This is a genomic window from Larkinella rosea (assembly GCF_003858635.1).
Classification (GTDB): Bacteria; Bacteroidota; Bacteroidia; order Cytophagales; family Spirosomataceae; genus Larkinella; species Larkinella rosea.
In genome coordinates this window covers 1,003,063-1,019,244 of sequence record NZ_RQJO01000009.1, presented here as the reverse complement: position 1 = coordinate 1,019,244, position 16,182 = coordinate 1,003,063, and the positions used below count along the sequence as shown (strand labels likewise).

General features: G+C 50.7%; 12 protein-coding genes. 11 read left to right on the top strand and 1 reads right to left on the bottom strand.

Annotated features, from left to right (window positions below; translation table 11 throughout):
- Positions 1-232 precede the first annotated feature (232 nt).
- From EHT25_RS20015 to EHT25_RS19965, 11 genes are all read left to right on the top strand, one after another.
- Entirely contained in the window at positions 233-3,490 is a 3,258-nt protein-coding gene (locus tag EHT25_RS20015; RefSeq protein WP_124876892.1) for a SusC/RagA family TonB-linked outer membrane protein, read from the top strand.
- Between the two features lie 33 nt (positions 3,491-3,523).
- Positions 3,524-5,263, top strand: coding sequence for a RagB/SusD family nutrient uptake outer membrane protein (locus tag EHT25_RS20010; protein ID WP_124877118.1), 1,740 nt, complete (start codon positions 3,524-3,526; stop codon positions 5,261-5,263).
- A 181-nt stretch (positions 5,264-5,444) separates the two neighbouring features.
- On the top strand, positions 5,445-5,909 hold the full coding sequence (locus tag EHT25_RS20005; RefSeq protein WP_124876891.1) for a hypothetical protein: 465 nt from the start codon (positions 5,445-5,447) through the stop codon (positions 5,907-5,909).
- A gap of 80 nt (positions 5,910-5,989) precedes the next feature.
- On the top strand, positions 5,990-8,248 hold the full coding sequence (locus EHT25_RS20000; RefSeq protein WP_124876890.1) for a TonB-dependent receptor: 2,259 nt from the start codon (positions 5,990-5,992) through the stop codon (positions 8,246-8,248).
- 134 nt (positions 8,249-8,382) lie between these two features.
- Positions 8,383-8,961: a helix-turn-helix domain-containing protein gene (locus EHT25_RS19995; protein ID WP_124876889.1), complete on the top strand. Its 579-nt coding sequence runs from the start codon at positions 8,383-8,385 to the stop codon at positions 8,959-8,961.
- A gap of 117 nt (positions 8,962-9,078) precedes the next feature.
- The gene (locus tag EHT25_RS19990) at positions 9,079-9,417 is read left to right on the top strand and encodes a four-helix bundle copper-binding protein (protein WP_124876888.1); all 339 of its coding nucleotides are present in this window, start codon (positions 9,079-9,081) and stop codon (positions 9,415-9,417) included.
- A gap of 22 nt (positions 9,418-9,439) precedes the next feature.
- Positions 9,440-10,900, top strand: coding sequence for a hypothetical protein (locus EHT25_RS19985; protein WP_229311671.1), 1,461 nt, complete (start codon positions 9,440-9,442; stop codon positions 10,898-10,900).
- A gap of 33 nt (positions 10,901-10,933) precedes the next feature.
- Positions 10,934-11,281 (top strand): heavy-metal-associated domain-containing protein, encoded by a 348-nt coding sequence (locus tag EHT25_RS19980; RefSeq protein WP_124876886.1) that lies wholly within the window; start codon positions 10,934-10,936, stop codon positions 11,279-11,281.
- Positions 11,282-11,395: 114 nt separating this feature from the next.
- Entirely contained in the window at positions 11,396-12,643 is a 1,248-nt protein-coding gene (gene kynU / locus EHT25_RS19975; protein WP_124876885.1) for a kynureninase, read from the top strand.
- A 73-nt stretch (positions 12,644-12,716) separates the two neighbouring features.
- The gene (locus EHT25_RS19970; protein ID WP_124876884.1) at positions 12,717-14,015 is read left to right on the top strand and encodes a hypothetical protein; all 1,299 of its coding nucleotides are present in this window, start codon (positions 12,717-12,719) and stop codon (positions 14,013-14,015) included.
- Positions 14,016-14,132: 117 nt separating this feature from the next.
- Entirely contained in the window at positions 14,133-15,254 is a 1,122-nt protein-coding gene (locus tag EHT25_RS19965; protein ID WP_185731422.1) for a TlpA disulfide reductase family protein, read from the top strand.
- A 39-nt stretch (positions 15,255-15,293) separates the two neighbouring features.
- Here EHT25_RS19965 and galU read toward each other — a convergent pair whose 3' ends face one another.
- A complete protein-coding gene (gene galU, locus EHT25_RS19960) occupies positions 15,294-16,163 on the bottom strand; it encodes a UTP--glucose-1-phosphate uridylyltransferase GalU (protein WP_124876882.1) in 870 nt (289 codons plus the stop codon).
- Between the last annotated feature and the right edge of the window lie 19 nt (positions 16,164-16,182).

Here is a 16,182-nt window from a genome sequence, read left to right as displayed (position 1 = left end):
AAACCGCTATTTAATTATTAATCAAATCTTAATGTAAAAAAATCACCCACGGTGCGGTATTGTTAACAAATCCTTAAAATATTAATAATCAACGTAATACATTAAAATATCATCAACTTATAATAAACGGTTAGATTCTAAAATTTTATAATATTCTTAAGAAAATTTTGAAGTATGTTTAAAGTAATCTTAATTTAGTACGAAAATAAAACCAATTATTACAAAACCTATTATGAAAGCACAATTCTACAGATTGTTTCAGTCTGCATTCCTGTGTGCGTTAGTGTCGCTATTGAGCATAAACGCGATGGCTCAGGATCGCCGGATCACAGGAAAGGTAACTGGCAAAGACGGACCAGTTCCCGGCGCCAACATTGTATTGAAAGGAACAACCACCGGAACCTCTACAGACTCAGAAGGTGGTTATGCATTGAATGTTCGGGGTGCCAGCCCGGTAATCGTTGTTTCGGCAATCGGCTTCAAATCCATTGAGGTTGCCGTTGGAAACCGTACGACCGTTGATGTCACGGTGGAAGACGATGTTACTTCCCTCAATGAAGTGGTGGTAACGGGTTATACCACCGACAACAAACGCGATAACGCCGGTGCTATTTCAACCGTAAAATCACGTGACTTAAAAGTTACTCCTTCGGCCAACATTGAAACCCAGTTGCAGGGTCGCGTGGCCGGGGTAACGGTTATTACGAGTGGCCAGCCGGGTGCCAACAACACCGTTCGCGTGCGGGGCTTTGGGGCTTTTGGTGGTAACCAGCCGCTGATCGTTGTCGACGGGGTGCCGATCGGAACCTCCAACTTCCTGAATCCGGATGATGTAGAAACCACAACTGTGTTGAAAGATGCGGCTGCGGCTTCCATCTACGGTGCTCGGGCTGCCAACGGGGTTATTGTTTACACGACGAAGAAAGGAGCTCGCAGAGCTCAGAAGCTAACAGTTACTTATGATGGAATGTACGGTTTTACGGATCCCGGTAAATCGCAGGGTATTCTGACTCCGCAGGAGCAGGCCGACTGGACCTGGGCTGCCGTCCATAACCGTCAGGCTTCTCTGGGTTTGCCGGATGACTTCTCGGGGATTGCCAATGGTCAGTATGGAACCGGATCGAAACCCGTTCTGCCGGATTATCTGCAGGTTGGAAACCGGGTTGGCGTGATCGGAAGTGTTGACCTGGCGGCTGAAAAAGCAAAATACAACATCAACACGGACGCCGGTGCGGTTTATCAGGTCGTAAAAGCCAACAAAGCCGGAACCAACTGGTATGATGCCATTACGCGGAGAGCACCGATTCTGCGTCAGTCGCTCGGTTTTTCGGGCGGTACGGAAAGCAGCCGGTACTTCTTCAGCCTGGGTCAGCAGAACCAGAACGGTATCCTGAATTACAATAACTTCAAGCGGTACGATGTTCGGGTGAACACCGAATTTGATATTGTAAAAGGACTGCGTTTTGGCGAAAATCTGCAGATGACGTATGCCAATACGTCCGGACAGGTGGGTGGTAACACCGGTCAGCAATTGTCGCAGGAAGAAAGCGAAATTCTGAGTGCCTTCCGGATGGCTCCGATCATTCCGGTTTATGACGAGTTCGGCGGATGGGCCGGTACGGCAGCCAAAGGGTTCAACAACCCGGCTAACCCGGTGGCCAGCCGCGATGGTGCCAAAAATAACAACAACTTCGGTGTTGGGGTTTTTGGAAACGCCTACCTGGAATTCGATCCGATTCCGGAACTGACACTCCGCAGCAGCATTGGGGGACAGTTCTTCAATTTTTATAACAAAACGACTTCCCAAAACACCTACTGGAACGCCGAAGGAAACGGTCGTGGCTTGTCGATCAGTGAAGGGGGGGGATACTTCCTGGCCTGGACGTTTACGAACACCGCTCAGTACCGGAAAAAATTCGGTCTGCACAACGTCGATGTGCTGGCGGGGGTAGAAGCCCTGAACGATGGTCGCGGACGGAACATCAGTGGAACCGGCTCAAACCCGTTTAGCACCGATATCAATTACGTAACCCTGAGCACGACTTCGTCGGTTGGCCGGGTGGTGAACAGCAACATCCAGAGCGGGGTCAACTTCTACTCCACCTTTGGACGGCTCAACTACATTTACAATGATAAATACATTGTAACGGGCGTTATTCGTCGTGACGGTTCGTCGCGGTTCGGTGCGACCAATCGCTACGGGGTTTTCCCGGCCTTCTCGGCGGCCTGGCGTATTTCGGGTGAGAACTTCATGAAAGGGGTTTCATTCATTACCGACCTGAAAATCCGCGCTGGCTGGGGTCAAATGGGTAACTCCAATAACGTTGACCCCAACAACCAGTACAGCCTGTATGCCACGAACGTCGCCAACTCCTACGACATTGCCGCAACCAACAGTACGGTTAACCCCGGTTTCTTCCGGAGCCGGATTGGTAACCCGAACGCGAAATGGGAGACCAGTACGACCTCTAACTTAGGGATCGATGCAACCTTCTTCAACGGCAAACTGGATCTGGTTTTTGACATCTGGAAGAAAGACACCAAAGATCTGCTGTATCAGGTACCGATTCCAGGCGTTATCGGGATTCGGGCAACGGCTCCTTCCGTCAACGTAGCTTCGATGACCAACAGAGGTATTGACCTCTTAATTACCACGCGTGGGAAACTGGCAAGTGATGTCAATTACGAAGTTAGCTTGACAGGTAGTGTTCTGAAAAACCGCATCGAATCACTGGCACCGGGCGTTCCTTATTTCGACGTTTCACCAGCCTCCAACCGTTTGAGCCTGCCAGCAACACGGAACCAGCCGGGTCAGGGAATTGCTTCCTTCTACGGTTTCCAGGTTGTTGGTTTGTTCAAAAGCCAGGAAGAAGTGAAAGCCGCTCCCACCCAAACGGGTGCTGGCATCGGTCGTTTCCGCTTCGCGGACATCGATGGCAACGGAATCATCGACAACAACGACCGGACGTTCATTGGCAGCCCGGTTCCGAAATTCACCGGTGGTCTCAACTTCCAGGTTAATTACAAAGGGTTCGATATCGCCACCTACCTGTATACTTCGCTCGGTAACAAAATTTTCAACCTGTCGAAATGGTACACCGATTTCTATCCTTCGTTCCCGGGAGCGGCTATCAGCACGCGGGTAAAGGATTCCTGGACGGCGTCGAACACGGGCGGAACCCAGCCAATTTTCGAAGATGTATCGAACTTCAGCACCAACACCCAACCCAACTCATTCTACGTGGAGGATGGTTCTTACCTGCGGATGCAGAACCTGACGCTCGGCTATACCCTGCCATCGGCACTGCTGAACAAAGTCAGACTGACCCGCGTACGGTTGTCGGCATCGGTTAACAACATCTTCACCATCACGAAATACCAGGGCTTAGACCCCGGTGTTGGTGGAGCGGCTGACTCGAACTTTGGTATTGACGTCGGTAACTACCCGCTTACCCGGAGCTTCAACTTTGGTCTTGGTGTAACATTCTAATTCGAATCAACCTAGTAAGAAATATTTCAGATGATGAAAGATATAGTCACAAAAGGAACAGTGCTGGCGCTGGCTTTAACGTTCGGAACCCTGGCCTGTAAGGACAGCTTCCTGGTCGTAGCGCCAACCGGTACGCTAACGAGTTCCCAGTTAGGTACCAAAAATGGATTGGAAGGTTTGCTAATCAGTGCCTATACGGAGTTGAACGGTCGGGGTTTCAGCCAAACGGCCAGCTCGACGAACTGGATGTACGGCAGTATCATGGGTGGTGAGGCCAATAAAGGCTCCAACGCCGGTGACTTCAACGCCATTACTCCTTTCCAACGCTACGAAATGCTGGCTTCCAGTGGTGAGCTAACTTCCCGCTGGCAGTGTATGTACGAAGGGATCAGTCGCGCCAATTCGGTCTTGCGCCAATTGAAAACCGCTGATCCCGGCGTGAGTGCGGCTGACCTGGCCCGCATCGGAGCCGAAGCCAAATTCCTGCGGGGCCACTATTATTTCGAATTGAAGCGCACCTTCAATAACACGCCCTACATTGACGAAAGCGTCGATTATGCTGCCGGGATTACCGAAATCGGTAACAATGCCGACCTGTGGCCAAAAATCGAAGCCGACTTCAAAGCCGCTTACGATGCACTTCCCGAAGTGCAGACCGCAGCCGGAAGAGCCAACAAGTGGGCCGCTGGAACCTACCTGGCTAAAGTGTATTTGTATCAGAAGAAATACGCCGAAGCTAAAACGTTGTTCGATGCGGTTATTGCGAGTGGTAAAACATCGTCCGGTAACAAATACGCACTCTTCCCATCTTACTGGCAGGTTTTCAGCGCAGACAATGAGAAAAACGACGAAATCGTTTTCTCTACACAAAACGTTGCCAACGCGGGTAGTTCGGATGCTGCTTCCAATGACCTTAACCTGAACTGGCCTTACAACACGGGTCCTGCGGGTCCGGTGGGCTGCTGCGGGTTCTTCCAGCCGAGCTTCGAATTGGCGAATTCGTTCCGGACGGACGCCAAAGGCTTACCCTTGCTGGATGGCTCGTACAACTCGGCGGCCAATGCCCTTAAAACCGATCAGGGGATTGCCTCTTCGGCAGCCTTTACGCCCGATACCGGCCCGGTCGATCCCCGTCTCGATCACTCCATTGGTCGTCGTGGTATTCAGTATCTGGACTGGCAGGTATTCCCCGGTCAGGACTGGATTCGTGACCAGGCTTTCGGTGGACCTTATGCGCCGAAGAAATACATTTATACCAAAGCGCAGGAAGCCCGCATCGCTGACGTTTCGAACTGGACCAAAGGTTGGACCGGTATCAACGTTGTGCTGATTCGTTACGCGGATGTGCTGCTGATGGCTGCCGAGTGCGAAGTGGAAGTTGGAAGTCTGGAAAAAGCGCGTGATTATGTCAATCAGGTTCGTAAACGCGCTGCCAATCCGGCCGGTTTCGTTATGAACGGAACAGCGCCAGCCGCCAATTACGTGATTGGAACCTACGACGCAGCCTGGACTGATAAAGCGGCTGCCCGCACTGCGGTTCAGTTTGAGCGTAAACTGGAACTGTCTGGCGAAGGCCACCGCTTCTTTGACCTTGTTCGTTGGGGAACGGCCGCTACCGTGCTGAACGCTTACCTGACCTACGAAGGTGCTAAACTGGCCAACGGTTTAGGTGGCGCGAAATTTACGGCGGGTAAAAACGAAGTGATGCCGCTGCCACAACGTGAAATCGACTTGCAGGGAACTACCTTGCTGAAACAGAACCCCGGTTACTAATCTTACTAACCGACTCTGATTTACATGTTTTGGAGAGGTGGGGCGTATCGTCCCACCTCTTTAATTTTATGGGCCTGGCCACGTTTTTGACCGGTTTGACGTTCAAATGACAAAATCCTGTACATTATCCTAAAATGATACACTTGTTTTTGTAGCCACCAACTTCTACTTTTGGGTTGTCATGAAATGCACTTTCTTCAAATACTTTAACCTCCTGATGGCCTGCATCGTGCTGCTGAGCAGTACCGGTTTTGGCCTGATCGAACATACGTGTCTGATGCGCGGGAAGAAAGTGTCGATGGTCATCAATCAGAACGATAAGAAACCGGCCTGTCCGGTTCACAGCAAGAAAGGGTTTTCAGTTTCCCATCAGGTCCATTCGGGGCCGACCGTCCAAAGAACGGATTGCTGCAAGGAACAGCAGCGTTACGAAAACGTTGACTTTTCATCGTCAATTACCCAGTTAGTTGCCAAATTTATCAAGTCCATTGCCGACACGGCTTTGGCGGGTGTTGCCACCCTGATCACCTGGTTGCTGCATGACCTGTTTCCTGCCGACAGCGATTCATCGGTAGCGGTTTTAGATTCTCCTCCCCTTCTTTACGGGCGAAGTCTGCTCTCGTTCGTCCAGAGTTTTTTGCTATAGAAGTTCCGATGTGTTGAATGAAGTCGTGCCAATACAGGCATGGGCTGTCGTTATTATTTCATCACATTTCCACACTTCTTATGTTTCCACATTCAATCCACCAAAAAGGGTTAATGGCCGTTTGGCTGTCCATTCTCAGTTTCTGTTACTCCCACGCGCAGACCATCACCGGCACGGTTTCCGAACGCGTTAATGCCAAAGCCGTCCCGCTGGTCGGGGTATCTATTTATTGGGCCGGAACCTCCGTATCGACGGCATCAACTCCGGTCGGCCATTTCGAAATTAGCCGATCAGCGGGCAATAACCGGCTCGTTTTCAGCTTTGTTGGCTTTAAGTCCGATACCATTACCGTTACAGACCAAACCAGTCTGGACGTCGTTCTGGTCAGTCAAAACACCTTGCAGGAAGTAACGGTACAGGGCGCTTCGTCCCAAATCGACCGGTTTTCGCCCATACACAACGAAATATTGACCATCCGAACGCTGGCCAAAGCAGCCTGTTGTAATCTTTCCGAATCGTTTGAAACCAACGCGTCCGTCAATGTGTCGTATACCGACGCCATCACCGGTGCCAAGCAGATTCAGATGCTGGGATTGAGCGGAAATTACGTCCAGACCAACGTCGAAAACATCCCGACCATTCGCGGGCTCGCAACGACCTTCGGTTTGAATTTCATTCCCGGCACCTGGATTTCGTCGATTGACATTGGCAAAGGGGCCGGCTCGGTTGTGAATGGCTACGAAGGCATGTCGGGGGCGATGAATGTCGAATTGCAAAAACCGGATGCCCGCGAACGGATTTACGCCAATGCCTACGTCAATAGTTTCGGGCGCGTGGAAGGGAATCTGAATCTGTCAAAACCGCTCACCGACAAGTGGAGCGTCGGCTTTCTGGGACACGCCAGCACCCTCCAAAACCGCATTGATCAGAATGGCGATCATTTTCTGGACTTACCCTTGTATAACCAGTATAACGGCATCGTCCGGGCCAAATACGCCACGGAGCGGTTCATGACGCAGTTTGGCGTCAAAGCCCTTTACGAAGACCGGACGGGCGGACAGGTGAACGACAACCCGAATGGCAGCCCAACCTACCGGTTTACGAATACGACCAAACGCGTCGAGCTTTTTTCCAAAACCGCCAAACTATATCCCGAAAAACCGTATAAAGGCCTGGGGTTGATCCTGAATGCGGTCAATCACGAACAGGACTCGTTTTTCGGTTTCATTCCGTACAACGGCCGGCAACAAACGCTCTACGGAAATCTGATTTACCAGTCGATCATCGACAACACGAATCATTCGTTCAAAGCCGGATTGAGTTACCTGCTCGACGATTACCGCGAGAAATACCGCGATACGCTGATGACACGCACGGAGTCCGTGCCGGGCATTTTTGGCGAATACACCTATAAATACCTGGAAAAACTAACGCTGGTGGCCGGTGCCCGGCTGGATTTTCACAACTTGTTCGGTACACAGTTTACCCCCCGGTTTCACGCTAAATACGACCTGAGTAGCACCCTGACATGGCGGGCATCAGCGGGTCGCGGCTTCCGGACGCCAAACGCGCTGGCCGAAAATTACGGGTATCTGGTCAGTTCGCGGGCGGTTTATTTCGATGCCAAACTGCAACCTGAAATCTCGTGGAATTACGGAACGAGTCTGGCGCAGGAGTTTACCCTGTTCGGGAAAAAGGCGTCACTGGTGCTGGATTATTACCGCACGAACTTCCAGAATCAGTTGATTGCCGACCTGGAACACCCGCGCGAACTCCATTTTTATAACCTGTCGAGTCGGTCGGGACCCGGTTTGAAAGCCCGTTCATTTTCCAACAGTTTCCAGGCCGAATTGAATTACCAGCCGATTCGGCGGATGGAACTGAAACTCGCTTACCGGCTTTTCGATGTCCGGCAGTCAATGGGCATGACCTTTGGCGAAAGTCTGCTCCTGCCACGCATGATGGTGAGTCGCGACCGGGTGCTGTTTAATGCAGGATACGCACTGCCGTTCGACAAATGGAAGTTCGATTTCACGGTGCAATGGAACGGGCCGAAACGGATTCCGTACCTGCGCGAAGGCTACGAACACACCAGTTACCAAAACATGCCCCGCGAAAATGCTCCCAGCTTTTACAACGTTAACGCTCAGATTACCAAGTCGTTCCGGACGTGGGACGTCTATCTGGGTGGCGAAAACCTCGGTAATTTCCGGCAGGCAAATCCGATCATCGGAGCCAGCGACCCGTTTGGAAGGGACTTCGACGCAGCCGCCCGCGTCTGGGGCCCCATTACCGGTCGAATGATATATGGCGGTTTTCGGTATAAACTTAAAATCTGAGCTATGATTACGGTGATGTAGATGATTGTAATGATTTTGTAGAAGATTGGAAACCGCTTCATCAACTCTAAAATCAAACGAATCATTTCTACCAAAGAATCATAAGTATCATAAAAATCAGTGCAATCATAGTCATGAAACTATTCATCAAACATATGGTCTGCGGACGGTGCAAGCGCGTTGTTCGGGATATTCTGGAGGAGTTGGGCATTGAAGTGCGGAAGGTGGAACTGGGGGAGATTGAAATTGGCGAAGTGCCCGAAACCGTCTCGGTCGAAATGATCCGGCAGCTGCTGGCCGAAAACGATTTCGAACTCCTGGAAGACCGCAAGCTGGTGCTGGTCGAGCAAATCAAAGCCCTGATCGTCAACGAAGTGCACCACAATCGGCGCGAACGACCGGAGCACCAGAACCTGTCGGATTTTTTAACGCAGAAAATGGGGTATGATTATTCCTACCTGAGTCATTTGTTTTCGGCCATCGAAGGACTGACCATTGAGAAATTCGTCATTGCTCAAAAAATTGAGAAAGTAAAAGAGTATTTGCTGTATGGCGAGTTAACTCTGAGTGAGATTTCCTGGCGGCTGGGTTACAGCAGTGCCCAGCATCTGTCGAATCAGTTTAAACAGGTCGTCGGCCTGACACCGGGCGATTTTAAGCGGACGGGCCTTGTTTACCGGACTGAGATCGATAAAGTGGGCGGCTCAAAATGATGCACAACCGCACCATAGTTCTGTACGAACCGAGTTGCTCCTGATCGCTACTTTTGCATACCTACCGTAACGAATAGAAACGTTTTATTTTTTTTCACTTATAAAAACTCAAACGGTATGGAAACCAGACAAAATCATCAGCAGCACATTCAGATTTGTTTTGATTGCGCTGCGGCCTGTGAACACTGCATTACGGCTTGTTTACAGGAAGACCACGTGATGATGATGCGTGATTGCATCCGGCTTTGCCGCGATTGCGCTGATTTTTGTAAACTATGCGGCAGTCTCACCGCCCGCGATTCCGAATTTATGCGACAATTTATGGTGTTGTGTGCCGATGTGTGCGATGCCTGTGCCGACGAATGCAGTAAACACGATCATGACCATTGCCAGGCCTGCGCCGAAGCCTGCCGCCGTTGCGCCGACGATTGCCGGCGCCTGTCGGCAAACGCGTAAGACCGGTTTTACCCGTAAAAAAATGAATACAGCCAGTAAGTTCTTAATCATAATTCTCAGCACGATTGCGGGCACAGCCTTGGCAAGTGGTTTTCCGGTTGACACCAGCCGGAAAACCCGCATGCCGCCGGCCAAACGCATGATGCGGCAGGACAGTGTGGATCATGCCGCAATGGGGCACGCCATGCACAACATGATGCAGATGCAACAGGGCATGTCGATGATGTCGCACCTGTATTCGCGGAACCTGCCGATGAATCGGAATGCTTCCGGAACCGCCTGGCACCCCGACCAGTCGCCGATGTACATGTACATGTTCCACCCGAATGGCCCGACGGGGCGCCCATGGATGACAATGCTGCATTACAGCGTTTTCATCCGGCACACCAACCAGAACTTCAATCATTCCGACAAGCGGGGCAGTAACCGGCAATTCGATGCCCCCAACTACGTGATGGGAATGGCACAGCGGCAGGTCGGCCAGCGGGGTTTACTGGCCTTTAAAGCGATGTTGTCGCTCGATCCGCTGACGGTCGGTAACAACGGTTATCCGCTGCTTTTTCAATCGGGCGAAACCTACAAAGGACAGCGGCTCATCGATCGTCAGCACCAGCATGACCTGTTTTCGGAATTATCGGTTGGTTATTCCTACGCCATTTCCCCGAATTCGGACGTGTTTGGATACGTCGGCTACCCGGGCGAACCAGCCTTGGGTCCTCCGGCTTTCATGCACCGGCTCTCGTCCTTTAACAATCCCGATTCACCTTTGGGTCACCACTGGACCGATGCGACACACATCACATTCGGAGTGGCAACGGCGGGTTTTCGGTATAAAATTGCTAAATTAGAAGTGTCTAATTTTACGGGACGCGAGCCGAACGAAAACCGGTATGGTTTCGACCGCCCGCGCTTCGACAGTTATTCGTACCGGCTTTCGGTGAATCCTTCCCCGGCGCTGGCGTTGCAGTTTTCGCAGGGATTTATCAAAAGTCCGGAAGCGGCCGAACCGGATCACAACGTTACCCGAACAACGGCGTCGCTTCTGCACAGTAAACCGCTGGGGCAACCTGACCGGTACGTTTCGTCGGCCCTGGTTTGGGGGATGAATTCGCACGATGGGGTAAACGAAAATGCTTTTCTGGCCGAAACCAGCCTGCAATTAGCACGAACTGCCCTGTATGGACGTTATGAGAATATCACCAAATCCGTTGATGAACTCGGTCTGAGGGATTACTTTTTCGATTATCCGACCACAGAAACGAAACTGGTGACAATCAATAGCCTGACGCTCGGAATGAATTACCGGCTTTTGCAACTGGCCCGCACCGACCTGGTGCTGGGCGCACAACTGACCGGTTCCTTTCCGGATAAGGCACTGGAACCGATTTACGGAAAAATACCGTTATCCGGGCAGATTTACCTGAGAATTACGCCGTCCTTAATTCCCATGCTGATGTCGGGAAGGCAGATGAGCCATCATTAATCGAAATTCATTGCATACGAACTCATTATATCCATGAAAAAACACCTGTTTGGTCTGATAACGATTCTGTTTCTGGCGCTGGGCTTACCCGCAAAAGCCGGTGACGACAATGAAAAAGAAGTTAAAATCAAAACGTCGGCCATTTGCGAAATGTGCAAGGAACGCATCGAGCGCAACCTGGCTTTTGAGAAGGGAATCAAGGAATCGAATCTGGATCTGAAGGACAAAGTCGTTACGGTTCGCTACAATCCGAAGAAAACCGACGTTAACAAGATCAAAGCCACTATTTCTAAAACCGGTTACGATGCCGACGAAGTAATGGCTGATGAGAAAGGATACGCCAAACTCCCTTCCTGCTGCAAAAAAAGCGGTCATAAATAAGTTAAGAGTTATGAATTAAGAGTTAAAAGTTAGACGGAGCCGCGCTTGCAGTGAAAAGTCTATACTTCCCAATAGCATTTTCTTAACTCATAATTCTTAGTTCTCAACTCATTTATGGAGAACTCACTGGAGTTTGCCCAACAACTCGACCGCACTGATCCACTTCAGTCCTTTCGCAAACGGTTTTACATTCCCGAACGCAACGGAAAACCGCTCATTTATTTTTGTGGCAATTCGCTCGGACTGCAACCCCAAACCGCCCGGCTGGCACTGGATCAGGAACTGGTAATCTGGCAGCAACACGGGGTAGAAGGCTGGTTTGAAGGCGAAAATCCCTGGCTTTCGATTCATCAGCGTTGCAAAAAACCGCTCGCGCAAATTGCGGGTGCCAATCCATCGGAAGTGTGTCCGATGAACAACCTGACGGTTAATCTGCACCTGCTGCTCACGTCCTTTTATCAACCTACCCCAAACCGCAGTCGGATTCTGACCATCGGCGGTGATTTTCCGTCGGATCAATACGCACTCGAAAGTCACATCCGAAACCGGGGCCTCAATCCCGACGAAACCCTTCTGGAGGTTTTTCCGCGACCCAACGAACACACCTGGCGCACGGAAGACATTCTGACGGCCATCGAACAACACCAGAATTCGCTGGCACTGGTGCTGATGAGCGGTTTGCATTATTACACCGGCCAGGTTTTCGATATGGCGGCCATTGCCCAAAAAGCCCACGAAATAGGGGTTCCGGTTGGTTTCGATCTGGCGCACGCCGTCGGTAATGTTCCGCTGAAACTCCACGATTGGGGTGTCGATTTCGCGTTCTGGTGTTCGTATAAATACCTTAATTCCGGACCTGGTGGTGTTTCCGGCGTTTTTATTCACGAAAAACACCACGGTTCAAATTTGCCCCGCCTGGCAGGCTGGTGGGGATACGACGAAGCCCGGCGGTTTGAAATGACCAAAGGTTTTGTGCCGATGCCGGGTGCCGACGGCTGGCAGCTCAGCACCCCGCCGGTTTTAGCGATGGCCGTTCACGAGGCAGCCTTAGCGATTACGGCGGAAGCCGGAATGGAGGAACTGCGTCGGAAAAGCGAATTACTGACCGGTTTTCTGGCTGATGGGCTGCAGGAAACCGCAACGGTAGAAATCATTACACCTCCCAATACCGCCGAGCGCGGTTGCCAACTATCACTTCGGATCAAAACCGGCGGAAAAACCGTATTTAACCACTTGACCGGGCAGGGCATCATCGGCGACTGGCGCGAACCGGACTGCATCCGACTGGCTCCGGTGCCTCTCTACAACACATTTGAGGAAGTCTGGCGGGTTGGGCAGGCCTTCGCCGATTTCACGTCATAATTTTCGAATAGCGGTTTGCATAGTGAGTCACCGGTCGTATTTTGTCATCGATTTACTCCCGTTACACTGAGTCATGACCCAGCCTCTTGTCTATCCTTTGCAGTGGAATACGGCGCAAAAACTGGCTTTCCGGTTTTTCTTCGTTTACTTCATTCTCTACGTTTTTCCCTTTCCGTTTGAACACCTTCCCGGTTCAAATGTGCTCATTGAATACTACAACAATGCCTGGAACGCGCTGGTGCCGTGGATAGGCCGTACCGTTTTGCAGTTGCCATACGAAATCACGGTTTTTCCGAATGGCAGTGGCGATACGACGTTCAATTATGTCCAATTACTCTGCTTTGGCGTAGTGTCGTTTACGGCATTACTCATCTGGTCAGCCCTGGATCACCACCGCCCGAATTACAATACATTGCTGTACTGGTTGGTTGTGGTGTTACGGTATTACCTGGCATTCACCATGTTCACCTACGGTTTTGCGAAAGTTTTCAAGACGCAATTTCCGGCTCCGAACCTAAACAGGCTCATGCAACCCTACGGCCAGTCGTCGCCCATGGGGCTGGCGTGGACCTTTATGGGCTATTCAACAGCCTACAACTGGTTTACGGGACTGGGCGAGATTATCGGCGGTGGGTTGCTGCTGTTTCGCCGAACAACGGCATTTGGAGCGGTTATCCTCGTGGCCGTCATTGGTAATATTGTGGCCATTAACTTCTGCTTTGATATACCGGTAAAATTATATTCGTCGAATCTGCTATTGATGACACTTTTCGTACTTTCCGCCGAAGGAAAACGATTGATCCATGTCTTGTTGCTAAACCGCCCGGCCCCCGCGCTTGATCTGACGCCCTTCCGTACGACGCGTCGCTGGCGGATTGGCCGACTGGTTATCAAAACCGTCATCATCGGCCTGGCCTTGTATTCTCATATTTTCGATGGATTGGCCACAACCAAAGAATACGGGGACTCGGCCCCGAAACCGCCCCTTTACGGCCTTTATCACGTTGAAAGTTTTGCGGTAAATGGCGATACGCTCAGGCCAATGATGACAGACACCACGCGATGGCGGCAAGTGGTTGTTGCGGGCTATCGAAAATACCCCAGCCTGACGATCCGTCTGATGAACGATTCCCTGCGACGCTTTGCCTTTGAACCGGATACAGTCAAGCTGAAAGCGGTGCTGTATACCCGGTTTGATACAGCACATAAATACCGCCTGTCCTACCAGCGGCCGGATACAAACACGCTGATTTTAAAGGGTATGTTTCGCAAAGATTCGATTTACGCCCGGCTGAAGAAGCAAAATATCGAGCAATTTCTTCTGGTAAACCGGGGTTTTCACTGGATCAACGAATATCCGCTCAACCGGTAAAAAATGAAACCGCAGTCATACGAAACCGTTTAGGTAGTTTCAAAAAATAACTATAAAAATAGTTTGTACTTTCGGAAGATTTTCTTGAAATTACAACTGATTTTAAACGGAATGGCTATGAACCGGATCATGCTCGTTTGCGCGCTCCTGCTGGCTGGAAAGGTATCTGGTCAGAAACCGGCAGCCCGTTATTCGATTACCGGGTACCTGAAAAATCTGGACAGTCAGACAGTTTATCTAATCCCCCACTCGGAGCTCAATACGCCGAATCTGCAGGTGAGACGAATCGATTCCTGCGTCGCCAGAGCGGGTCGTTTTTCGATGGAAGGAATACTCGGCGAACCGAATTATTTTGCCATTGGCATCAAAGGGCAAACCCGTACCCAGCTTAAATTCTTTATACTGGACAATACGCCCGTCAGCATCGTTGGTCATGCCGACTCGCTGGAGCGAGCGTCGATTTTGGGAAGTCCGTCCTTTCGGGATGAACTGATTCTGCATCAATCCATTGAAATGTACCTGAAGGCGCAGAAAAATCTTGAACCTGCGATGCTACATGCGGTGCACAATGGCGATGCAACCAATTCGTTTGTTCTGAATAAACGGTACCAGGATTTGCACAACGGTATTCTGGATATCAAATCTACCTTTATCGGCTTCAACCCCAAATCGTTTGTCAGCCTTTTTACGTTACTGGAAATCCTGCCTGATCTGCCAAAGGAACGCGCTAAAAGCTTATTCAACCGACTCGATTATTCGCTTCAAACCCATTCGGTTGGCAAGTATATTCACGATCAGGTTATTGACCAGATGGCTTTATTGCGGCAGTTCGCTCCCAATCTGGTTTTAACCGACAAAAAAGAAAAACCGGTTACTCTGCTGGCCAGGAAAGGTAATGTGCTTCTCATCGATTTCTGGGCCAGTTGGTGCGATCATTGCCAGCGGGAACATGCCCGGCTCAAAACCCTCTACAAACAATACAAAGGCAAAGGCCTTGAGATCGTCAGTATTTCGGTTGACGAAGATCGCGGAGCCTGGAAGAAAGCGCTTCAGAAAGCCAATTTACCCTGGACCCAGCTTTCCGATCGGGTCGGTAACAGGAACGTGGTCGGCACTCAATATGGAAACAATTCGATTCCGATGAATCTGCTGATCGACAAAGAAGGCTTTGTAATCCGCAAAGGGCTTCACGGCGCCGAACTCGAAAAGCAGCTCGCGCTGGTTTTCAGCAACCCGTAAAAACGTACCCACGGACCGCCAGGCGGCCCGTGGGTACGTTTACGAATGCGTTGCTACGATTTCCTTCAAAAACGCCAGGAATGGAGCCGAAAACTCCTTGCGTTTCAGCGCAAATTCGACCGTCGTTTTCAGAAAATCCAGTTTGTTGCCAATGTCGTGGCGCTTGCCTTCGATGCGGTGCGAGTACAGATTTTCCCGCTTGAGCAGCAGCAACATCGCATCCGTCAACTGAATTTCGTTGTTTTTCCCCTTGGCGGTTTGCTCAATAGCTGCAAAAATATCGGGCGTCAAAATATACCGACCGGCAATGGCCAGATTCGACGGAGCGGCTTTGATAGACGGTTTTTCGACCAGCGTGCTCAGTTCCATGATGCTGTCGCTCAGGGCCGTTCCACCCACAATCCCGTAACGGTTTACCTTGTCGGCAGGCACTTCCTCAACGGCAATGACGGTTCCGCGATACTGGTCGTAGGTGTCGATCAACTGCTGCGTGACCGGAATTACTGAATCCATGATCGTGTCGCCCAATAAAACCGCAAAGGGCTCATTACCAACATGATGACGGGCGTAATAAATCGCATCTCCCAACCCGTTCAGTTCTTTCTGACGAACAAAATGAATATCCGCCATGTCCGACAACCGGCGCATTTCGAGCAGCAGCGCTTCGTCTTCTTTTTCTTCCAGCCGGGTTTCCAGTTCGTAATTCCGGTCGAAGTGATCTTCGATCGAGCGTTTACCCTTGCCGGTAATAATCAGAATATCTTCAATGCCCGAATCGACGGCCTCCTGCACGACATACTGAATCGTGGGCGTATCGATAATGGGTAGCATTTCTTTCGGTTGCGCTTTCGTCGCCGGTAAAAACCGGGTTCCCAAACCGGCAGCAGGAATAACAGCTTTCTTAATCATAATGAGTGATTGTGCGATG